Genomic DNA, 21605 nt, shown 5'->3' on the forward strand with positions numbered 1-21605 from the left:
CAGGGAGGACAAGGGATTGGAGTAACCCGGAAGAACCTTGCAACAGGCTTTTGACCCAGATCAGCTCGGGTAGTCTGCATCCACGCTAGACTCTCTGGATGTAATGGACTTGATCAGATGGAGGCTTGCCGTGAGTCAGTTGCTGCCCGACCAGAATACCCTGGACCAACACGCCCTCGACCATCCGGCCTTTGCCCATTGGCGCACCGGCTACGGCATCATTGAACACAGTCCCGAGACTCAGGCCGCTGCCTACAGAGTGGCCCACCAGCTGGTTCAGAGCGGCCAGCAATCCGATCTTGATAGCGTCTACAGCCTGCTCACGGCACTTGATCGGCTGACCAGCGCCGGACTCTGGCTGGTGGTGCACATGACCTATGCCAAGCGCCATCACCCCGACGGCCAGCCGCTGGCCGCCGAAGACTTCAAAACCCGCCCCGAAGGCCATACCGGCGGCGCCCTGAACATGGTGCCGGGCTACGCCGCTTATCTGGCGCTGAACAGCCTGACCGGTGACACGCGCAGCTGGATGATGGGCCAGGGACATTGCGTAGCCGCCATTGATGCCCTGAACGTATTGACCGGCAATCTGCACCCCGAGCAGGCCGCGCGTTACCAGGGCGAAGCCGGTCTGAACCAGTTGCTGCGCGATTTCTATGGTTATGCCCAGTTGCCGGATGGACGGCCCGCCGCGCCGCTCGGCAGCCACGTCAACCCGCATACCGCGGGCGGCATCATCGAAGGTGGTTACCTGGGCTTTGCCGAACTGCAATATGCCCACCTGCCGTTACCCGGTGAAAGCCTGGTGGCCTTTCTCTCCGATGGCGCCGCCGAGGAGCAGCGCGGCAGCGACTGGATACCGCGCTGGTGGCGCGCCGAAGATTGTGGCACCGCCCTGCCGGTGATGATCGCCAATGGTCGACGCATCGAGCAGCGTACCGAGCTGGGCACCCGTAAGGGCCTGGACGGCTTTATCGAACACCTTAAGGGCTGCGGTTTTGATCCAATCCGCTTTGATGGTCGCGACCCCGCCGCCTTTGTCTGCACCTTGTTCGAAATGGAGCAACGCCTTGGCCGTCGGGTTGAAGAATACCGTCGCGGTATTCTCACCTACCCGCTACCTATCCCCTATGCAATTGCCGAAACCACCAAGGGCTATGGTTTTTACGGTGCCGGACTGAACGCCGCACACAACTTGCCATTGCCAGCCAACCCCCGGCACGATGAGCCGTCACGCAACCTGTTCAACCAGCACGCCAGTCAACTCTGGGTAGCTGAGGAGGAACTGCGCAGCGCCGTGACCGCTCTGAACCGTCATGCCCAACAGAAACGCCCGCTGGAACGCGACCACGCCCTGGCGTTACGAAACCCGGCACAACCCAGCATCCCGGTCATCGACTGGAGCAGCGAGGCGGTATCACCGATGCTGGCGGTAGACCGCTTCTTTGTTGAACTGGTCGCCAGCAACCCGGATCTGCGGGCCCGGGTCGGTAACCCGGACGAACTGGCCAGCAACCGACTGAGTGGCGTACTCAAGGCCCTGAAACACCGGGTTCTGGAACCGGAGAGTGAACTCGAAGCGATTGATGGACGAATCATTACCGCGCTGAATGAAGAGGCCGTGGTCTCCGCCTGTCTGGCCAACAAGGCCGGCCTGAATCTGGTCGCCAGCTACGAGGCCTTTTGCGTCAAGATGCTCGGCGCCGTGCGCCAGGAGCTGATCTTTGCCCGTCACCAGAAAGCGGTTGGCCGCCCGGCGCAATGTCTGGGCTTTCCGCTGATCGCCACCTCGCATACCTGGGAGAACGGCAAGAACGAACAGTCACACCAGGACACCAGCTTCTGCGAAAGCCTGCTTGGCGAGATGCACGATGTCATGCGCGTGGTCTTTCCCGGCGACTACAACAGCGCACTGGCACTGCTACCGGGGATTTACAGTGCGCGCGGACGGCTTAGCTGCATGGTGATCCCCAAGCGCGAGAGTCCGGCCCGTTTTGATGCCAGCCAGGCGCAACAGCTGGCGGATCAGGGCGCATTGCTGGTGGATGAATTCCATGGCGTCGGCGAACCCGTGCTGCTGATTGCCAGCGGCGCCTACCAGTTGACCGAGACACTGCGGGCTGCGCAGCGACTGAGTGAGCACAATCAGGCCTGGCGTCTGGTTTACCTGCAGGAACCGGGACGTTTGCGCATGGCCCGGGACCCGCTGGAAGCAGAGTTCACCCTGAGTACCGAGCAGATTGAAACGCTGTTCCCCCAGACCATGCCGCGCCGCGTCATGGTCACACACATGCGCCCGGAAGTGCTGCGCGGGCACCTCAGCAACCTGCTCCCGGATCCGCTGCACAGCCGCGCCTTGGGGTATATCAACCAGGGTGGCACGCTGGATGAAAGCGGCATGCTGTTCGCCAACCGCTGCAGCTGGGCGCACATCGTCGTGGCGGCCGCCGAGGTGGTCGGCGCCGATCCGCAACACTGGCTGGATGAGCAGGAATGGGCCGCCGTTCAGGGCCAGGGCAACCCGGCGATTCTGCGCTAACGCGCTGCTCGGCCAGTTCCATCAGGACACTGGCCGGGCTGTCACGCTGTCAATCGCAAGCGCAGCCGTTTTTCCAGCTCCAGGACCAACAGCACCGCAATGCCCGCCATGGGCGCCAGCATAAGTACACCAACACCCAGGGCGGCGCTGGCAAACAGGTTCTGCATGACGCTGCTGTAGGTAAACAGCCACTGCAACACCAGCACCAGCCCAATCACTATCCACACCGCCCGCGTGCCAAGAACCCCCCTTAGCGTCAAGGAAGGATTGTCCAGATAGCGAACACTGAACAAATAAAACACCTCCATAGCAACAAGCGTATTCACCGCAAGAGTTCGCGCGGATGCTTCGCTCAAACCGATGAATAAAGCCCATTGGAAAGACGCAAAAATACCGCCAAGGAATAACAGCGAGACCAGCACAATACGCCAGACCAAAAACCCATCAAGCAGACTTTCACCTCGAATACGGGGTGGCTTTTTCATGACATCGGCCTCAGCAGGCTCAAACGCCAACCCCATCGTCAAGACCACAGAACTGACCAGATTCACCCACAGTATCTGCAACGCTGTAATAGGCAAACTCAAACCCAACAGCAGTGCAACAACCAGACTGGCAGCCTCACCGCCGTTAATCGGCAGCATGAAGCTGATGGCTTTTTTAAGATTCGCGTAGACCGTTCGACCTTGACTGACAGCGGCCGCCAGACTGGCAAAGTTATCGTCCAACAGCACGATATCAGCGGCCTCGCGCGCTGCCGCCGAGCCCTTGATGCCCATCGCAATGCCAACATCGGCGCGCTTTAGCGCCGGCGCATCATTGACGCCGTCACCGGTCATGGCGACCACGCCATGGGCCGATTGCAAGGCCTGGACCAAACGCAACTTATGCTCCGGGCTGGTTCGGGCAAAGACGTCCACCTCCTGCGCCAGGCTTTCCAGCGCGAGATCATCCAGTGCGTCGATATCCTGGCCGGTAACGACTCGTGAAGTGTTTCGCAGCCCGAGACGCTCGGCAATTGCCCGCGCAGTCATGGCATGATCACCGGTGATCATCTTCACGCGAATCCCGGCCTGATGACAGTCGGCGATGGCTTCCATGGCTTCCTGGCGCGGCGGATCAAGCAAGCCGACCACGCCGATCAGATGCAGGTTGCCCGCGAGGCTGTCGACATTCAGTACACCCTTGGCTTGCTCACCGGGCGCACGGGCAAAAGCCAACACACGCAAGCCCTGCGCCGCCAGTTCATCTACATGCGCCTGCCAACGCGGAACATCCAGCGGCTGCTCGGCACCGCCTTCAGTCAGAACCGAGCTGCACAGGGCCATGATCTGCTCTGGCGCGCCCTTGAGCAGAATCTGCGTCTGACCATGATGATTGTGGTTGAGGGTAGCCATGTAGCGCAGATCAGCATCAAAGGGGACTTCATCCTGGCGTGGCCAGTCGCGCGGATAGTGCTGCAGATCCAGACCGGCCTTGGCGGCCAGCACCAACAGGGCGCCCTCCATGGGATCGCCAACGACGGCGATGTGCTGCCCCGAGGTATCCAGATGCGCGTCATTGCACAGCAGCGCTGCCTGGGCCAGATCAGCCAGCAGCTCGACAGGCGGCGTACCGCTCTGACTGTCACCGATCTGCCCGGCACTGGCATACCCCTCTCCGCTGACCGGGTAAAGCTTGTCATCCAGAACCAGTGCGGCAACCATCATTTCATTGCGGGTCAGAGTGCCGGTCTTGTCCGAGCAGATCACCGATACCGCACCCAGGGTTTCAATCACTGGCATGCGCCGGACCACCGCATGGCGGCTGGCCATGCGCTGCACTCCGATCGCCAGGGTGATTGTCAGAATTGCCGGCAGGCCTTCCGGAATGGCCGATACCGTCAGCGCCACGACCGCCATGAATAACTCGGATACAGGCCGCTCGGCAAACAGCCAGCCCAGGACAAAGACCAACGCTCCACCCAGCACGATGATCAACGACAAATAACGGGCGAACACATTTATCTGCCGGGTTAACGGGGTTTCCAGCACCGTGACCTGATCGAGCAGGCCTGAAATACGACCAATCTCGCTCTGCTGTCCGGTCGCTACCACAATGCCCCGTCCGGTACCGGCATTGACCAGGGTGCCGGAATACGCCATGCACAATCTGTCGCCCAAGGCGGCATCGGCGGCCTGGGGCTCAAGCTGCTTATCCACGGGTACCGACTCACCGGTCAGCACGGCTTCTTCGATCTTCAACCCGTGCACCTGGTCAAGACGCATATCCGCCGCCACCCGGTCACCCGGCTCCAGCAACAGAATATCGCCGGGCACCAGTTGGCTGGCGTCTACCTGTTGCCGTTCGCCACCGCGCAACACGGTGGCACGCGGTGCCAGCATATGCCGGATGGCCTCCAGGGCCTGCTCGGCGCGGCCTTCCTGAATAATTCCGACCACCGCCTGCAGCAGCACAACTGCCACTATCACTCCGGTATCCAGCCAGTGCCCGAGCAGCGCGGTCACACCTGCCGCCGCCATAAGCACATAAATGAGTACGTTATTGAACTGCGCGAGCAAGCGTCGCCAGGCGGGTCTTCTCGTCGTAACAGGCAGGCTGTTGGGGCCGAATTGCTGCAAACGCCGCTCGACTTCGGCAAGACTGAGGCCGGTGTCACCGACGTCCAGGGTAACGCGCGTCTGTTCTACGCTTCTGGCGTGCCAGCGCTCAGCCTTCAGCTTGCTCGTATCCGCATCCATACCACGCTCCTGTGCCAACCAAGCCTGCATTAAAGCGTATCAATGCCCTTCTGGCATTGGCCTGGATCAAGCCTGAGTGCGTAAACTGGCATGCTCAGCAGGCCTGCAGATGCTTGACCATCAACTGCAGGCTTTGACGGCCGCGATACTCATTGATATCCAGCGTATAGGCCAGCAGTACGCGTTGGACGGAGGGATTGGGCCAGACCTTGGGGTCGATATTGAAGGCAATGCCGTCCAGCAGCGTGCTGCTGCCGGGCAGTTGCACCACCAGTTTCAGGTGCCGTTCGGCCACCAGGCGCTGCTGCAGCAGAATAAACTCACCATGAAAGCCCGGTTCCGGGAAATGCTGGCCCCAGGGTCCGGCTTCACGCAGCTGACCAGCCAGCTCCAAACTGAATTCTGACTCGGCCAGTTGGCCGTCCGACAGCAGTCGGCCGGTCAGGTCCTCGGCGCTCAATTGGCGACGCACTTCAAGGTCAAAGGCCTGTTGAAAGGCTTCGAAATGCGCTCGTGGCAAGGACAGACCGGCAGCCATGGCATGGCCGCCAAACTTGCTTATCAGCCCGGGATTGTGCGCGGCCACGGCGTCCAGGGCGTCGCGAATATGCAAGCCGGCGACCGAGCGGGCCGAGCCCTTGATCTGCTCATCACCGGCATCGGCAAAGGCGATGACCGGCCGGTGGTAGCGGTCCTTCAGGCGTGAGGCGAGAATGCCGATCACCCCCTGGTGCCAGTCAGGATCAAACAGACATAGGCCAAAGGGCAGATCAGTGTCGGCCAGGTCCATGGCCGCCAGAGTACTCATGGCCTGCTGCTGCATGTCGCGTTCGATGCTTTTGCGATCACGGTTAAGGCTGTCCAGCTCACGGGCAATATCGCGAGCCAGCTCCTCGTTATCGGTGAGCAGGCATTCAATACCCAGACTCATGTCATCCAGCCGGCCGGCAGCATTCAGGCGCGGCCCGACGATAAAACCCAGATCGGTTGAGACCAAGCGTTGCGGCGGACGACCAGCCACCTCGAGCAGGGCGCGAATACCCGGGCGGCAGCGGCCGTTGCGAATCCGCGCCAGCCCCTGATGCACCAGAATGCGGTTATTGGCATCCAGCGGCACAACATCCGCCACAGTACCCAGCGCCACCAGATCCAGCAGTTCAGCCAGATTCGGCTCGGGTCGCTGGGTGCTGAACCAGCCTTTGTCACGCAGGGCTGCACGCAGCGCCAGCATCACGTAAAAGATTACCCCGACACCGGCAATGGCCTTACTTGGAAAACCGCAACCCGGTTGTGACGGGTTGACGATGGCATCGGCTGCGGGCAGTTGTTCGGCGGGCAAATGGTGATCGGTCACCACTACCCTGAGACCCGCCGCCTTGGCCGCAGCCACCCCCTCGATGCTGGAAATACCGTTATCCACCGTGACCAGCACCTGCGGTTGGCGGCTCAGCGCCACCTCGACAATCTCCGGGGTCAATCCGTAGCCATATTCAAAGCGGTTCGGCACCAGATAATCCACCGCGGCGGCGCCCAGCGCGCGCAGCGCCAGCACCGCGACACTGCTGGCGGTGGCGCCATCGCAGTCAAAATCACCGACCACCAGAATCGACTGGCGCTGCTCCAGCGCTTCAATTAACACCGCTACGGCCTCGGGCATGCCCTTGAACAGCTGGTAGGGCAGCAGCGCCTGCAGACGCTTGTCGAGTTCCGCTTCGGTACAGACACCACGAGCCGCATACAGCCGGGTCAGCAGCGGCGGCAGTGCGCCAAGTTCAGGCAGAGCGGCGGGGACAGGACGGGCTTCAATACGCATGGTCAGGGCTCAACGCTCGCCTTTTAGCCATTCCAGCGGCAGCTCGACCTGAATATCCGCATCACTGGCATACAGCACCCCGTCGGTAATCATCAAACCCCAGTCCAGTGTGCGACCAAGGCGCTCAGCCAACAGGTCCAACGGCTCCTGCGGCAAAGCGGCAATATGCAGGTTCTTCAGGCCAGCCACGGCGGGCAACTGTTTGGTCGCCCAGACTTTGGTATTGCCGTAGGCGAGCAATGACACGCGCTCGGCGCGCCGCGAACACCAGATCAGCCGCTCAGCATCCGGTTGACCCACTTCAATCCAGTGCTCGATCCGGTCATCCAGGCTCTTGTGCCACAGCGCCGGTTCGTCCACCTCGGACAGGCCGCGGCCAAAGGCCAGGCGTTCCTGATACCAGAGCGCATAGGCGAGTATGCGCGCGATCATCCGCTGGCCGGTCTCCGACGGATGTCGGGCAACGGTCATGCGCAGGTCCTCATAGACACCGCGATCGGTGTCAGTCAGATTCAGGTGTACCTTGTAGGGCGTTGCTTGCAGGGCCATGGGCAGTCGATTTCCGGGCAGGGTGTGCGCGCATTGTAACGCAAAAGTGCCTGGCCATATTTCAAGCAACAAATTCATTGGCAGACATGAATCAGACTGTCTGCTGTGCAGCAAATCAGTAAATTAGCCAGGCACAGCTCACCAGCCCATCAAGGACAGATCATGACAACAGCCACCCTTCCCCTCAGCGGCCTCAAGGTCATCGAGCTTGGCACCCTGATCGCCGGCCCCTTTGCCGCACGCATCTGCGCGGAATTCGGTGCCGAGGTGATCAAGGTCGAATCACCGGACGGCGGCGATCCCCTGCGCAAATGGCGCAAACTCTATGAAGGCACCTCGCTCTGGTGGTTCGTTCAGGCCCGGAACAAGCAGTCCCTGACACTGAACCTGAAAAGCCCGGAAGGACTGGATATCCTCAAACAGCTGCTCAGTGAGGCCGATATCCTGATTGAGAATTTCCGCCCCGGCACCCTGGAAAAACTCGGACTGGGCTGGGACGTCCTGCATGCACTGAATCCCAAGCTGGTGATGGTCAGACTCTCGGGCTTCGGCCAGAGCGGCCCGATGAAGGACCAGCCAGGCTTTGGCGCTGTCGGCGAATCCATGGGCGGCTTGCGCTATATCACCGGCTTCGAGGATCGCCCACCGGTACGCACCGGCATTTCCATTGGCGATTCGATTGCCGCGCTCTGGGGCGTGATTGGCGCCCTCATGGCGCTGCGTCACCGCGAGATCAATGGCGGACTCGGACAAATAGTCGATGTCGCCCTGTATGAAGCGGTCTTTGCCATGATGGAGAGCATGGTGCCGGAGTTTGATGTCATGGGCTTTGTCCGTGAGCGCAGCGGCAATATCATGCCCGGTATTACCCCGTCTTCCATCCACACCTGCGCCGACGGCAAGGCAGTACAGATTGGCGCCAACGGCGATGCCATCTTCCAGCGCTTTATGCGCGCCATCGGCCGCGATGATTTGGCTAACGACCCGCAACTGTCCGATAACGCTGGCCGCGACAGCCGCCGCGATGAGCTTTACCAGTTGATCGACGCCTGGACAGCCAGCTTGCCCCAGGAACAGGTCCTGGCCCTTCTCAGCAAGGCCGAGGTCCCCGCCAGCCGAATCTTTTCCGTGGCCGACATGTTCAGCGACCCACAATTTCTTGCTCGTGACATGTTTATCGACGGCAAGCTGCCAGACGGCAAGACGTTCAAGACACCCGGCATAGTGCCAAAACTCTCTGCGACACCCGGCAGCACACAATGGAGCGGCCCCGCCCTCGGCGAACACAACGCCACGCTACTGAAAAATCTGGGCTATAGCGAAACGGATATCGCCGATCTGAAACAACGGGGCGTGATCTGATGCACGCGCCCAGGCAATAGAAATAAAGCCCTCTGCCGCTGCCGGAATCCCCCTTTGTGAGGCGGATATGCTCTACACTGACAACTAAACCCCTCCTGTCCCCGTGACAGCCCTCCCCGCCACCGGAGCCACCATGGCCAAACCCAACTACTCCTTTGAAAAGCGTCAACGCGAACTCAAGAAAATCAAGCAGCAGGAAGAAAAGCGTCTGGAGAAGCAAGCCCGCAAGGAATCCCCGGACACCCCACCGACAGACCCGGAGCAAACCACATGAGCAAAGGTATGGACAGCAAGAAAGCTGCAAAAAAGAAACCCGCCCTGAGTTTGCTGGAAAAACGAGCGGTCAAGGCCGAGAAAGCCAAGGCAAAGAAATAGGGCATAGCCCTGCCCGTGATCTGCGGTTAAAATCGGCGTTTTTCCGATCCACACGCAACGGGACAGCAACATGGGCCGCGCCTATCAGAACCGCAAAGAATCCATGGCCAAAACGGCTGACGCCAAGACCAAGGTGTACAGCAAGTTCGCTCGGGAAATATACGTCACTGCCAAATCCGGTGGTACAGACCCCTCAGGCAACCTGGCTTTGCGTGGCTTGCTGGAACGCGCCAAGAAAAGCCAAGTACCTGCACACGTCATCGACAAAGCGCTGGACAAGGCCAAGGGTGGCGGTGGCGAAGACTTCTCCGTTGCCCGCTATGAAGGCTTTGGCCCGGGCAACTGCATTGTCATCGTCGAATGCCTGACCGACAACGCCAACCGCACCATTGCCGACGTGCGCAATTGCTTTACCAAAACCAAATCGAAGATGGGTACGCCTGGCAGCGTCAGTCACATGTTCGATCATTGCGCCATTCTGGCCTTCCCGCATGACGATGAAGATGCCGTACTGGAAGCCCTGATGATGGCCGATGTGGATGTCACCGACATCGAAAATGAAGACGGTCAGATCACCGTATTCACCCCCCACACCGACTACGCCAAGGCCCGTCAGGCACTGACCGACAACTTTGGTGAGCTGGACTTTGCCATGGACGAGATCCAGTTCCTGCCGCAAACCAATACGGCCATTGCCGGGGATGATATTGCCCTGTTCGAGAAATTCACCGATATGCTCAACGAACTGGATGATGTCCAGAACATCTACCATAACGCCGAGTACTGATTCCGACAGGTCAGATCAAGGGCAGCTTCGGCTGCCCTTGTTCGTTACGCCCCCACCAATCCTGGGTGACCGGCAGGCTGCAGGTTAGACTTAAGATGGGCGACACATTATCCTGCCGCTAGCCGCCCACAATCAGACAAGCCGGCCGGCTTCCAAGGCGTCTCTGAACAATGCCACTGCGACAACGCAGATCGTTCTCAGTGATTGCCTAACTGTGACTCACGATAAGGGAAGATATATGGGTCAGTTGCTGGTGTTCATCTTCGTCGGCATGTTGCTCGGCGCCCTGATGCTGGAGTTGCCCGGTGTGGTGTTGGGTGCCGTTATCGGTTATCTGCTGGCCCAGCTTGGCCGCCAAGCCGCCGACCTCAAGGCGCTGCGCACAGACCTTGAAGCACTTCGACAGCGCGACACCACGTCGCCCGCGGTCATTCAAGCGCCGCCTGAGGTGAGCGAAACCTCGCCTGCCGACACCGAAGAACCCCTGCCACTGAGCCCCGGCGAGCCGCCCCTGGAATGGGACTTCGATCCTCAGCCAGCACAACCGGCCAGCACCGCGAGCATGCACCCTCAACCGCAACCCGAGCAGGCAGCGGCATGGAGCCCAAGCCAGGCCAACGCACCTGTTACGCCAGCATCAGTCGATCCAAGCAGTGACCTCGGCAGTCGGATTGAAGGCTGGATTCGCGGCTTTTTGACCGAAGGCAATCCGATCGTCCGCATCGGTATGGTGGTGATGTTTTTTGGTCTGGGCTTTTTGATCAAATATGTCTCCAGTCAGGGCCTGTTCCCGATCGAGATGCGCCTGGCCAGTGTGGCGTTGGTGGCCTGCATACTCCTGGCTATTGGCTGGCGTACCCGGCACAAGCCCGGCGGCTATGGCCTGGTCTTGCAGGGTGGTGGTATTGCCACCCTGTATCTGACAGTCTTTGCTGCAACCAAACTGTTCCCATTACTACCGTCCAGCACCGCCTTCGCCCTGATGTTCCTTATCGTCATGCTCGGCGCGCTGATGGCGGTATTGCAGAATGCCCAGGTGCTTGCCCTGATGGCCACCAGCGGCGGCTTCATGGCCCCAGTGCTGACCTCGGATGGCAGCGGTAGCCATGTCACCCTGTTCAGCTTCTACCTGCTACTGAACCTTGGCGTACTGAGTATCGCCTGGTTCAAACGCTGGCGATTGCTGAACTGGGTCGGCTTCGTGTTCACCTTCGGCATCACCAGTGCCTGGGCAGCCCTGAAGTTCCAACCGGACTGGTATCTGTCCAGCCAGCTGTTTCTGATCGGCTTCTTCCTGCAATACCTGTTGGTGTCATTGCTGTTCTCCCTGCGCCAGCCACCGCAACTGCGTGGTCTGGTAGATGCCACCCTGGTGTTCGGCCTACCGATAATCGGCTTTGGCATCCAGGCCATGCTGCTGGAAGGCAACGAATACGGTCTGGCCACCAGCGCCGCACTGCTGGCGGCGCTGTATTGGGGATTGGCGTTCTGGCTCTGGCGCCACCATCAACCCGCGCTGCGCCTGCTGACCCAGGCCTTTGTGGCCATAGGACTGATGTTCGCTACGCTGGCTATCCCGCTGGCATTGGATGCGCAATGGACCTCAGCCAGCTGGGCTCTGGAGGCCGCCGGCCTGATCTGGATTGGCTTGCGCCAACAGCACCGCCTGCCGCGTCTGGCCGGCTATCTGCTGTATCTCGCGGCCTGCCTGTCATTTTTCTGGAACAACAGCCTGAACACCGGGGAGCTGCCGCTGGTGCAAGGTGACTTCCTCGGACTGTTGATCCTGTCCATTGCCGCGCTAAGCATTGCATTGATGCTGGAGAAACTACCCAAGCACAGCCTGAACAGCGAGAAAGGCTTCGAACTGGCCGCCCTGATCATTGGCTGGAGCTGGTGGATCCTGGCCCTGCTGAATGAGGTGGATGCGCATTTGGCCAGATCCTATTTCTATTCAGCCATGTTACTGGCCGTGACACTCAGCAGCCTGGGTCTGCTGTTGCTTGGCCAGCGTCTGCACTGGCGGGGTATTGAGCGCCTCGGTTTCTGGTTGCTGCCCAGCGTGTTGATCTGGTCAGCCGTTCATATGAGCGCCATGCTGATTGATATAGGCAGCCAGCATCCCAGTGCTGCGCTGGGACTGCTCGCCCTGCCGGCGTTCTTTGCCCTGCATTTCGGCATACTCTGGTGGCAGCGTGAGCGACCCGGTCAGGCGCTACTCAAGGCCTGGCACAGTGCCGGTTACTGGCTGTTTGCTGCCCTGCTGGTCTGGGAAGCCCGCTGGTGGCAACTGGCAATGGGCTGGCACGTCACCAGCGCCGCCGTGCTCTGGTTTGCAGCGCTGGCAGCACCGCTGTTACTGCTGCTGTCGACACCCCTGTGGCGAGCGGAAAAGTGGCCGCTCAGCCACTATCGCGAACTCTACCTGCAATGGATTGCAGCGCCGCTACTGGCGCTGATGGGCATCTGGTATCTCTATACCAGCGCCTTGTCAGGCACCAGCGCACTGGCGTATCTACCCCTGCTCAACCCGTTGGATCTGCTGCAGGCTTTATGTCTGCTACTGCTCATCCACTGTTACCACAACCAACTCTGCAACCTGGCTGCACTGGGGCGCGACGTGGGCCTGGGTCTGATTGGACTCTGCGCGTTCAGCTGGTTGAATCTGCTGGTACTGCGCGCCATGGCGCATTACGGCGGCGTTGACTATGCACTGCCAAGCCTCTGGCAATCGCTGGAAGTGCAAATGGCACTGTCGATTCTCTGGTCGCTCTGCGCCCTGCTGGTCATGTATCTGGCCCGACGCTTTCAGGCGCGTGAGCTCTGGTTTGCCGGTGCGGCGCTGCTCTGCATTATCGTACTCAAGCTCTTTACCAAGGATCTGACCGGCACGGGTACCCTGACGCGCATCGTATCCTTTATGGCCGTGGGCAGTCTGATGCTGTTGATCGGCTACCTGTCCCCCCTGCCTGGCAGACAAGGTGACAAGCAGCCCGCTCCTGAAACCGAGGCCTGACAGACCATACCTACAAAGAGTCTCGCCCCTGCCCCCTTTGTGCCCTGCACAAAGTCGGGCACGGGATTAGGCTAGACATTGCAAACGGAGATACCCCATGCAGATCAAGACCTTCAACGATTTCCTCCAGGCCGCCAAGGCCCAGCCGGAACCCCAGCGTCTGCTGTTTGTGCTGGCCCAGGCTGGGCTGCCGGACGATCCCAGCGACGAGGAGCGCCTGGCTTACGAGCAGGGCGAAGGGGGCGTGCTCAGTCCGGTTCTCTGCGTGGACAAATTGCCGGAGGAATTGCCACGCTTCGAGCAGTTGCTTGAGGAGTCGACACAAACCGGCGTGCACTGGGATCTGGCCTTTGCCTCGGCCCTGTCCGGCCGGGCCGGTATTGCACCAACCAGTGACGAGGCGCTGCAACCGCTGCAAATGATGGCCGAACAGGTCAAAGCCGGATTGATCACGCGCTTTCTGGTGATCAACCGCGACGGCGACCTGCTGCAAATCAGCTGAGCGGTGCGGAGGCCTGCTCCACCAGGGCGCTGATCTCGGCAGCAATGACCTGCTGCTCGACGAGCTGCTCAAACAGGCCAGGTACCTGCCCACTGACCAGCCCGAGCAGGGTCCCGAGCACCGCACCACGATGCACATTGTCGCCGCCGACATTGCAATTGGCCTGCAAACCGGCCAGTGGATCATCCAGATAGCGCGCCGCCAGGTACAGCACCGAGGGCCACGAACCGCTGATATAGCAGGCGCTGGAAAAGACCCCGCCGACCACCTCGGCATCACTGCGACCGCGGGCCAGCAAGGCGGGTAAGTCGATGCCGCTGCGCTGCGCCGTGGCGAGGATCAGCGCCAGCGCGGACTGGCTGTCCGGGCGATACAGCAGCGCATCAAGCAGGTCCACATAGGCTGCACAGACCCGCGCCAACTCGTCATCAGGATGGGTCAGAAACAGATGTGCGCGACACAACTGCTGCACCCGGTCCAGCGGTGTGCCGCGCAAACGCTCGGCAAAAACCAGTGGTGCAATACTGACCAGCCCGCCAATCGAGGGCGTGTCATGGGTCACCGCCGCGCAGCGATCCCAGGCTTTGCCACTGTCCAGATTGGCAAAGAAACCGCGGTGATAGGACTCCGCATAGGTATCGCCATGCGCCGGCGGATCCGCCGTCATAAAACCGATATAAGCCTGCGCGTAAGCTTCACGCTGATACTCACCAGCCTGCGCGGCCAGACAACGCATCAGCAGCCTGGCACAGTGCGCATTCAGGGTATTCTCACCGGCCTGCATGCCTCGATGGTAGTGCATATTCGGCTGACCCCAGTAAGCCCGTTTGCCCTTGAGGATCACCTCGCCCACGACTTCACGCTGGCGTTCGCCCTGACCGCCGCGACCACCCCGACTGGTGGAGTGCAGATTCATGATCGAGGAAGGATGATAGGCCGGCGCGGCTTCAAAGCCTTGTACGCCGCCGGGAAAGGCCTTGAGAATATCGTGCCGGTTATAGAACCAGTGCACCGGCATGGCCAGGGCATCGGCAACAAAGAGGGTGCTTAACGCCGCACGGGCGCGATCCTGAGGCTGCATCTGAGAGCTCCGCGTTAACCAGACATCAGCATCCCAGCATCACTGTCGGAGTACCAGCCAGAGGCCTGCGCCAAGTGTTGCCGCGCATGTCACGCCTGGCCAAACACAAAAAAGCCCGACCTGACGCAACATCAGGCCGGGCTGCCAGGCTTAATTACAGCGGTTTGCTGCGGTTACCGTGGGCCGCCACAAAGGACTGAACATCCTGCAGCTGATTGGCCAATACGGTGAATTTCTCTTCACGCTCGAACAAATCAGCCAGGTGCGCAGGCAGCGCCGGCTCCTGACCGACGCCGGACTTGATCACCGCCTCCGGGAACTTGACCGGATGCGCTGTGCCCAGCGTAATCATCGGCGTGGACATCGAGCGACGGCATTCACGCGCAGCATGCACACCGATCGCGGTGTGGGGGTCCAGCAGCTCACCACAGTCACGGAACACATCGGCAATGGTCGCACAGGTCTGCTCATCATCCACCGCCAGTGAGTCGAACAGACGACGCGCCTCAGTCCAGCGTTCGGCCTCGACCGACAGCTTGCCGGACTGCTTGAACTCGGCCATCAACTTACCGACCACTTGGCCATTTCGGCCATGCAGGTCAAACAGCAGACGCTCGAAGTTCGACGACACCATGATATCCATGGACGGCGACAGGGACGGATGCAGGGTGTCCTTGTCATACTGATTGCCGCTCATGAAGCGATGCAAAATATCATTGCGGTTGGTCGCAACAATCAGTTGGCTGATCGGCAAACCCATATTGCGGGCCAGGTAGCCGGCAAAGATGTCACCGAAATTACCGGTCGGTACCGAGAACGCCATGGAGCGTGCCGGTCCGCCCAGCTGCAAAGCGGCATGGAAGTAATAAACGATCTGCGCCATGATCCGCGCCCAGTTGATCGAGTTGACCGCCACCAGCCGCGTGCCCTTGAGAAAGCTCTGGTCAGCAAAGCTGTCCTTGACCATCTCCTGACAGTCGTCAAAGTTACCCTCGACGGCAATATTGTGGATGTTCTCACCCATGATGGTGGTCATCTGCCGGCGCTGTACCTCGGACACCCGGTTATGCGGATGCAGGATAAAGATATCCACATTCTCACACCGACGGCAGCCTTCGATGGCCGCCGAGCCGGTATCACCCGAGGTCGCACCCATGATCACCACGCGCTCGCCCCGCTTCATCAGGAAGTGATCCAGCAGACGACCCAACAATTGCAGAGCAAAGTCCTTGAACGCCAGGGTCGGGCCGTGGAACAGCTCCAGCACCCATTCGTTACCCGCCAGTTGACGCAGTGGCGCCACCGCCTGATGGGCGAAAACGCCGTAGGTCTCTTCCAGGATGGTGCGGAATTCGGCATCACTGATACTGCCGGTCACAAAGGGCCGCATTACATTGAAAGCCAGCTCGTGGTAAGGCAGACCAGCCCAGGAGGCAATCTCTTCCTGGGTAAAGCGCGGCAGATTCTCAGGCACATACAGACCACCGTCAGTAGCCAGACCGGCGAGCAGTACGTCTTCAAAATTCAGGGCCGGTGCCTGGCCGCGGGTACTTATATAGCGCATCTTTGCAAACCTTCGGTTTGAGCTTCAAGCCACAAGCCACAAGCTGCAAGCAACCGATCATGCTCCGGCGTACTTGTTACTTGCCGCTTGCCGCTTGCCGCTGTTAGTTCAGTTGTTCCACCCGGATCCGCATCAGCGGGCCGGCGATGTCATCGAGGGCTTCGAGGGCGGTGATGGCGTCATTCATTTTCTGCTCGCGCACACGGTGCGTCATCAGAATGATCGGCACTAGGCCATCCTGCTCTTCGGCTTCCTTCTGCAGAATCGATTCGATGTTGATCCCGCGTTCGGACAGCACGGTGGCAACCTTGGCCAACACGCCGGGACGGTCCTTGGCCTGGATACGCAGGTAATAGGCGGTTTCCACCTGACCGACCGGCAGTACCGGCAGATCCGACAGGGCATTGGCCTGGAACGCCAGGTGCGGCACGCGGTTGTTCGGATCGGTGGTCAAGGTGCGCACCACGTCAATGATGTCAGCCACCACCGAGGAGGCGGTTGGCTCTGCACCGGCACCGGCGCCGTAATACAGCGTCGAACCCACGGCATCACCATGCACCATCACCGCGTTCATCACGCCATGCACATTGGCAATCAGGCGGTCCGCCGGAATCAGCGTCGGATGCACGCGCAGTTCGACACCTTCGGACGTGCGACGGGCAACACCCAGATGCTTGATACGGTAGCCGAAGGCTTCGGCGTAGGCGACATCGGCGGTGGTCAGCTTGCTGATCCCCTCGGTGTAGGCCTTGTCGAACTGCAGCGGAATGCCGAAGGCAATCGAGGCCAGAATCGTCAGCTTGTGCGCGGCATCAATGCCCTCGACATCAAAGGTCGGGTCTGCTTCGGCATAGCCCAGTGCCTGAGCTTCAGCCAGCACATCGTCAAAGGTCCGGCCCTTGTCGCGCATTTCGGTCAGAATAAAGTTACCGGTGCCGTTGATAATGCCGGCCAGCCAGTTGATCTGGTTGGCGGCCAGGCCTTCACGCACGGCCTTGATGATCGGGATGCCACCGGCAACGGACGCCTCGAAGGCGACCATGACGCCCTTGGCGCTGGCCGCAGCAAAGATCTCGTTACCGTGCACGGCAATCAAAGCCTTGTTGGCCGTGACCACATGCTTGCCATTGGCGATGGCCTGCAACACCACTTCGCGGGCTACGCCGTAACCGCCAATCAGCTCGACAATGATGTCGATCTCGGGGTTGTTGACCACGGCAAAGACATCCTCGGTGACCGGGGTCTCACCCAGGTTGCACGCCGGATTCAAATGGCGAGCAGCAATCTGCGCCACTTCAATACCCCGCCCGGCCCGCCGGGCAATCTCCACCGCGTTACGTTGCAAGACATTGAAGGTGCCACCGCCAACGGTGCCCAAACCACAGATTCCCACTTTCACCGGTTTCAAACTTTGGCCCCCACTTACACTGTTAATTGAAAATATTTTCTAAATTGGCTGCTTATTGGTTAACCAGCGCTTCGGCTGCCAACGTCGCTGCAGGCGTATATCCAGGCTGCAACACACCGTTGGCAAAGAAAATGGCAGGCGTACCTTTGACACCCAGTTGCTGACCGAAGAGCAGCTGTTCGACCACTGGATTGTCGCAGGTCTTTGGCTCAACGGGCTCACCCAGCTTGGCCAGCGTCATCGCCGCCTGGCGGTCATCGGCACACCAGATAGACTGCATGGTGGCAGCACTTGCTTCGTTCGGCCCGCTGCGCGGGAAGGCCGCATAACGTACCTCGATACCCAGTTGATTGAGCTCTTCAACCTCCTGATGCAGCACTCGGCAGTAACCACAGTCGACGTCGGTAAAGACCGTGATATGGGTCTTGGGCTCGGCCGGCGCAAAGATCACCAACTCGTCACGCGGCATGTTGTTGACCGCATCACGAACGCTCTCGGCCTCGACTCGCGCCGTCAGATTAACCATGCGCTCGCCGCTGATATCCAGCAAAGCACCTTCCAGCAACAAGGCACCGTCTTCCGACGCATACAGCACGCGCCCGGTGCTGGTCATTACCTGCATCACACCGGGCAGCGCCGACGGCTCAACGCTGCGCACCTGCGCAGGCAATCCCAGACGCTCGAAATGGGCACTCAGGGCGGCAGCCGTATCCTCTTGGGTGGCTGACGCAGGCTCCTCGGCCATGACATTGAATACCGTCAAGGCCAGAAAGCCGGCGGCAAGGTAATTCATTCGCATTATTCAGTCCTCATTCAAGGCTGCCAAGCTTAGCATGAAAGATGCCACTCACCCACGGGGATGATGGCTTGCATGCAGATCGCGCAAACGCTGACGGGCAATATGTGTGTAGATCTGTGTCGTCGACAGATCACTGTGACCCAGCAGCATCTGCACGACCCGCAAATCAGCGCCGTGATTGAGCAGATGGGTGGCAAAGGCATGGCGCAGGGTATGCGGTGACAACGAGCGATTAATCCCCGCCTGCAGGGCATGCAGCTTGATGCGATGCCAGAAGGTCTGACGCGTCATCTCCCGCCCCTGTCGACTGGGAAACACCACGTCACTGGGCTGCCCAGCCAACAGCTCGGCACGCCCTTCACGCAGATAACGCTCAAGCCAGGCCAGGGCCTCCTCACCCAGGGGTACCAAGCGCTCCTTGCTGCCCTTGCCCGTTACCCGTACCACACCTTGACGCAGGTTCAACTGATCCAGCCGCAGGCCGGTCAGCTCACTGACACGCAGACCGCAGGCATACAGCACCTCAAGCATGCAGCGGTCGCGCAGACCCAAACTGTCGTCGACATCCGGCGCCGCCAACAGCGCCTCGACCTCGGCCTCACTCAGGGATTTGGGCAAGGGTCGACCCAGTTTCGGCAACTCGATATCCAGGGTCGGGTCCTGACTGATGAGGTTCTGACGCAATGCATGGCGATAAAAACCGCGCACACAGGACAGTAATCGGGCCGTGGAGCGGGCCTGATAACCCTGACCAATGCGCCAGCCCAGATGCTCCATCAGATCCGCGCGTGACGCCTGCAGCAAGTGGCAGCCACGCCCGGCCAGCCAACTGGCCAAATGCTCAAGATCGGTGCGATAGGCTTCCAGCGTCGGCCGTGCCAGACCCCGTTCCAGCCACAGACTGTCGACGTAGTCGGCTACCAGACGCTGCTCTGCCTCGCTGATCACAGCCTTGGGCATGGGATGCTGCATGGGCGCTTTACCTGCCTGACGGAAAAAGGTCTGACCATCTTACTGCAAATAACAAAAAAGCAGCCCGAAGGCTGCTTTTCTTTACGCAGGTAAAGCGTCCGATCAGGACAGCTTTTCCTTGATGCGTGCGGCACGACCAGACAGGTCACGCAGATAGTACAGCTTGGCTTTACGTACATCACCACGACGCTTGACGGTAATGCTGTCAACCAGCGGCGAGTAGCTCTGGAAGGTACGCTCTACGCCAACACCGTTGGAGATTTTACGCACGGTAAAGGCCGAGTTCAGACCACGGTTACGCTTACCGATAACCACGCCTTCAAAGGCCTGGAGACGCGAACGGTCGCCTTCCTTCACTTTAACCTGGACGATGACAGTGTCACCCGGTGCAAAGGGGGGCAACTGCTTGCTCATCTGCTCAGCTTCGATCTGGGCAATAATATTGGACATTTCTCTCTCCTGCACAAGCCGCCGGACTTGCATCAATGGTTATCGGTTTCCTGTTCGCGGATAAATTCCGCCAACAGCTGTTGCTGTTCTTTGCTCAGCGTTAAATCCTTGAGCAACTCTGGTCGACGTAGCCAGGTTCTGCCCAGGGACTGCTTGAGACGCCAGCGCCGGATCAGTTCATGATTACCACTGAGCAACACCTCCGGTACGCGCCGCTCGGCAAACTCTTCCGGCCGGGTGTAATGCGGACAATCCAGCCACCCTTCCGAAAACGAATCCTCTTCCGCTGATGCCGCATGCCCAAGCACGCCTGGAATCAATCGGGTTACCGCATCCAGAAGCACCATGGCTCCCAGTTCACCACCGGACAACACGTAGTCGCCGATGGAAATTTCTTCATCAACACACATCTCAATGATGCGCTCGTCGATGCCTTCGTAGCGCCCGCATAACAGCACCAGGCTGTCCAGCTGAGCCAACTCGGCGGCCCGTTGCTGGGTCAGCGGCTGGCCCTGGGGTGACAGGTAGATCACCCGGGGCGTCGAGGGCGCCTGCTGCCTGGCCGCTTCAATGGCGTCCAGCAGTGGCTCGACTTTCATCAGCATACCGGGGCCACCACCAAAGGGCCGGTCATCCACCGTCCGATGACGGTCATGGGCATGCTCACGTGGATTGCTGAAGACCAGCTGCAGCTGACCGCGCTTGACTGCGCGACCTGTCACACCGTAGTCAGTCAGAGCCGCAAACATCTCGGGGAACAGGGTGACTACACCGGCCCACACCGATCAGAACTCCGGATCCCAGTCCACCTGCATCACACCTGACTGCAGATCAACCGATTTCACGTACAGATCAGGCAAGTAAGGCAATAACCGCTCGCGCTGATCCAGGCTGCCCGCACAGGGCTTGACTACCATTACATCGTTCGAGCCGGTTTCCAGCAGATGGTCTATGCAACCCAGTAGCTGACCTTCGAGGGTCACTACCTGCAAACCTTCCAGCTGGTTCCAGTAATACTCGCCTGGCTCGAGAGCCGGCAGCGCAGCGCGCTCAACACAGATCTCGAAGTCACCCAAGGCCTGTGCCTGGTCCCGGTCGGTCACGCCTTCCAGATCAACCACCAGCACGCGACCCTGAACCCGGCCCTTGAGCACTTTGACGGTACGCGTTTCCGCTCCCCGTCGGAGCACCCACTGCGGGTAGTCCAGAATGTTATCCAGCGGATCGGTTTCGGAGTACACCTTGACCGAGCCGCGAATGCCGTGAACCGAGACGATCTTTCCCAACACCACCCAGGGCGATGTGGCCGATTCCGGCAAAGAAGTCATATCAGGCAGAGGCCTGAGTTTCCTTCAGCAGAGCAGCAACGCGGTCAGAAGGCTGTGCGCCCTGACCCAGCCAGTAGCTGACACGCTCCTGGTTCACTGACAGACGAATTTCAGCACCGCTTGCAACGGGGTTGAAAAAACCAACGCGCTCAACGAAACGGCCATCACGGGCGTTACGGCTGTTGGCAACAGTCAGGTGATAAAAAGGGCGCTTCTTGGAGCCACCACGAGCAAGACGAATGGTTACCATGTGGACATCGTTTCCTGTAATTGAGTAACGCTCATTGATTCATGCCGGGTAACGGACCAAGTCCGACAT

The 21605-nt window shown here is 59.9% G+C and carries 18 protein-coding genes; 6 read left to right on the plus strand and 12 right to left on the minus strand.

The features are described 5' to 3' along the window. Nucleotides 1–130: 130 nt before the first annotated feature. The gene (locus tag AC27HQ_RS09210) at nt 131–2539 is read left to right on the plus strand and encodes a phosphoketolase family protein (protein WP_487155861.1); all 2409 of its coding nucleotides are present in this window, start codon (nt 131–133) and stop codon (nt 2537–2539) included. 41 nt (nt 2540–2580) lie between these two features. Here AC27HQ_RS09210 and AC27HQ_RS09215 read toward each other — a convergent pair whose 3' ends face one another. From AC27HQ_RS09215 to AC27HQ_RS09225, 3 genes are all read right to left on the minus strand, one after another. Next, nucleotides 2581–5280: a cation-translocating P-type ATPase gene (locus AC27HQ_RS09215; RefSeq protein WP_487155862.1), complete on the minus strand. Its 2700-nt coding sequence runs from the start codon at nt 5278–5280 to the stop codon at nt 2581–2583. 94 nt (nt 5281–5374) lie between these two features. Next, on the minus strand, nt 5375–7093 hold the full coding sequence (gene recJ, locus AC27HQ_RS09220) for a single-stranded-DNA-specific exonuclease RecJ (RefSeq protein WP_487155863.1): 1719 nt from the start codon (nt 7091–7093) through the stop codon (nt 5375–5377). Nucleotides 7094–7102: 9 nt separating this feature from the next. Continuing rightward, a complete protein-coding gene (locus AC27HQ_RS09225; protein ID WP_487155864.1) occupies nt 7103–7642 on the minus strand; it encodes a YaeQ family protein in 540 nt (179 codons plus the stop codon). Nucleotides 7643–7804: 162 nt separating this feature from the next. Here AC27HQ_RS09225 and AC27HQ_RS09230 point away from each other — a divergent pair, with 162 nt between their 5' ends. The 5 genes from AC27HQ_RS09230 to AC27HQ_RS09250 all read left to right on the plus strand — a co-directional run bounded on the left by AC27HQ_RS09230 (nt 7805) and on the right by AC27HQ_RS09250 (nt 13684). Next, a complete protein-coding gene (locus AC27HQ_RS09230; RefSeq protein WP_487155865.1) occupies nt 7805–9004 on the plus strand; it encodes a CaiB/BaiF CoA transferase family protein in 1200 nt (399 codons plus the stop codon). 133 nt (nt 9005–9137) lie between these two features. Beyond that, nucleotides 9138–9278 (plus strand): hypothetical protein, encoded by a 141-nt coding sequence (locus tag AC27HQ_RS09235; RefSeq protein ID WP_487155866.1) that lies wholly within the window; start codon nt 9138–9140, stop codon nt 9276–9278. A gap of 171 nt (nt 9279–9449) precedes the next feature. Then, on the plus strand, nt 9450–10166 hold the full coding sequence (locus AC27HQ_RS09240; protein WP_487155867.1) for a YebC/PmpR family DNA-binding transcriptional regulator: 717 nt from the start codon (nt 9450–9452) through the stop codon (nt 10164–10166). A 238-nt stretch (nt 10167–10404) separates the two neighbouring features. Next, the gene (locus AC27HQ_RS09245; protein ID WP_487155868.1) at nt 10405–13182 is read left to right on the plus strand and encodes a DUF2339 domain-containing protein; all 2778 of its coding nucleotides are present in this window, start codon (nt 10405–10407) and stop codon (nt 13180–13182) included. 97 nt (nt 13183–13279) lie between these two features. Continuing rightward, complete coding sequence (locus tag AC27HQ_RS09250) at nt 13280–13684, plus strand: ribonucleotide reductase subunit alpha (protein ID WP_487155869.1); 405 nt, start codon at nt 13280–13282, stop codon at nt 13682–13684. On the opposite strand, the gene AC27HQ_RS09255 is transcribed toward AC27HQ_RS09250, so the two are convergent. The 9 genes from AC27HQ_RS09255 to rpsP form a co-directional block, all read right to left on the minus strand. Beyond that, entirely contained in the window at nt 13677–14765 is a 1089-nt protein-coding gene (locus tag AC27HQ_RS09255; RefSeq protein ID WP_487155870.1) for an ADP-ribosylglycohydrolase family protein, read from the minus strand. The genes AC27HQ_RS09250 and AC27HQ_RS09255 overlap by 8 nt on opposite strands. 154 nt (nt 14766–14919) lie before the next feature. Then, entirely contained in the window at nt 14920–16329 is a 1410-nt protein-coding gene (gene thrC, locus AC27HQ_RS09260; RefSeq protein ID WP_487155871.1) for a threonine synthase, read from the minus strand. 103 nt (nt 16330–16432) lie between these two features. Next, nucleotides 16433–17737 carry a homoserine dehydrogenase gene (locus tag AC27HQ_RS09265; RefSeq protein WP_487155872.1) on the minus strand — a complete coding sequence of 435 codons (1305 nt, stop codon included), beginning with the start codon at nt 17735–17737 and terminating at the stop codon, nt 16433–16435. Between the two features lie 52 nt (nt 17738–17789). Then, nucleotides 17790–18536 carry a thioredoxin fold domain-containing protein gene (locus tag AC27HQ_RS09270; RefSeq protein ID WP_487155873.1) on the minus strand — a complete coding sequence of 249 codons (747 nt, stop codon included), beginning with the start codon at nt 18534–18536 and terminating at the stop codon, nt 17790–17792. Between the two features lie 48 nt (nt 18537–18584). Next, nucleotides 18585–19496 carry a site-specific tyrosine recombinase XerD gene (xerD, locus tag AC27HQ_RS09275; RefSeq protein WP_487155907.1) on the minus strand — a complete coding sequence of 304 codons (912 nt, stop codon included), beginning with the start codon at nt 19494–19496 and terminating at the stop codon, nt 18585–18587. A 114-nt stretch (nt 19497–19610) separates the two neighbouring features. Further along, nucleotides 19611–19958 (minus strand): 50S ribosomal protein L19, encoded by a 348-nt coding sequence (rplS, locus tag AC27HQ_RS09280; RefSeq protein WP_487155874.1) that lies wholly within the window; start codon nt 19956–19958, stop codon nt 19611–19613. 32 nt (nt 19959–19990) lie between these two features. Beyond that, on the minus strand, nt 19991–20740 hold the full coding sequence (gene trmD, locus AC27HQ_RS09285; RefSeq protein WP_487155875.1) for a tRNA (guanosine(37)-N1)-methyltransferase TrmD: 750 nt from the start codon (nt 20738–20740) through the stop codon (nt 19991–19993). A gap of 3 nt (nt 20741–20743) precedes the next feature. After that, complete coding sequence (rimM, locus tag AC27HQ_RS09290) at nt 20744–21286, minus strand: ribosome maturation factor RimM (protein WP_487155876.1); 543 nt, start codon at nt 21284–21286, stop codon at nt 20744–20746. 1 nt (nt 21287) lies between these two features. After that, nucleotides 21288–21536: a 30S ribosomal protein S16 gene (rpsP, locus tag AC27HQ_RS09295; protein ID WP_487155877.1), complete on the minus strand. Its 249-nt coding sequence runs from the start codon at nt 21534–21536 to the stop codon at nt 21288–21290. Nucleotides 21537–21605: the final 69 nt, after the last annotated feature.

The organism is Halopseudomonas sp. 4NH20-0008 (assembly GCF_057548395.1).

Bases quoted from the DNA above. Each gene is read 5' to 3' on its own strand.
- AC27HQ_RS09215 (WP_487155862.1), bottom strand. From the start codon at position 5,280: ATGGATGCGGATACGAGCAAGCTGAAGGCTGAGCGCTGGCACGCCAGA.
- recJ (WP_487155863.1), bottom strand. From the start codon at position 7,093: ATGCGTATTGAAGCCCGTCCTGTCCCCGCCGCTCTGCCTGAACTTGGC.
- AC27HQ_RS09225 (WP_487155864.1), bottom strand. From the start codon at position 7,642: ATGGCCCTGCAAGCAACGCCCTACAAGGTACACCTGAATCTGACTGAC.
- AC27HQ_RS09230 (WP_487155865.1), top strand. From the start codon at position 7,805: ATGACAACAGCCACCCTTCCCCTCAGCGGCCTCAAGGTCATCGAGCTT.
- AC27HQ_RS09235 (WP_487155866.1), top strand. From the start codon at position 9,138: ATGGCCAAACCCAACTACTCCTTTGAAAAGCGTCAACGCGAACTCAAG.
- AC27HQ_RS09240 (WP_487155867.1), top strand. From the start codon at position 9,450: ATGGGCCGCGCCTATCAGAACCGCAAAGAATCCATGGCCAAAACGGCT.
- AC27HQ_RS09245 (WP_487155868.1), top strand. From the start codon at position 10,405: ATGGGTCAGTTGCTGGTGTTCATCTTCGTCGGCATGTTGCTCGGCGCC.
- AC27HQ_RS09250 (WP_487155869.1), top strand. From the start codon at position 13,280: ATGCAGATCAAGACCTTCAACGATTTCCTCCAGGCCGCCAAGGCCCAG.
- AC27HQ_RS09255 (WP_487155870.1), bottom strand. From the start codon at position 14,765: ATGCAGCCTCAGGATCGCGCCCGTGCGGCGTTAAGCACCCTCTTTGTT.
- thrC (WP_487155871.1), bottom strand. From the start codon at position 16,329: ATGCGCTATATAAGTACCCGCGGCCAGGCACCGGCCCTGAATTTTGAA.
- AC27HQ_RS09270 (WP_487155873.1), bottom strand. From the start codon at position 18,536: ATGCGAATGAATTACCTTGCCGCCGGCTTTCTGGCCTTGACGGTATTC.
- xerD (WP_487155907.1), bottom strand. From the start codon at position 19,496: ATGCCCAAGGCTGTGATCAGCGAGGCAGAGCAGCGTCTGGTAGCCGAC.
- rplS (WP_487155874.1), bottom strand. From the start codon at position 19,958: ATGTCCAATATTATTGCCCAGATCGAAGCTGAGCAGATGAGCAAGCAG.
- rimM (WP_487155876.1), bottom strand. From the start codon at position 21,286: ATGACTTCTTTGCCGGAATCGGCCACATCGCCCTGGGTGGTGTTGGGA.
- rpsP (WP_487155877.1), bottom strand. From the start codon at position 21,536: ATGGTAACCATTCGTCTTGCTCGTGGTGGCTCCAAGAAGCGCCCTTTT.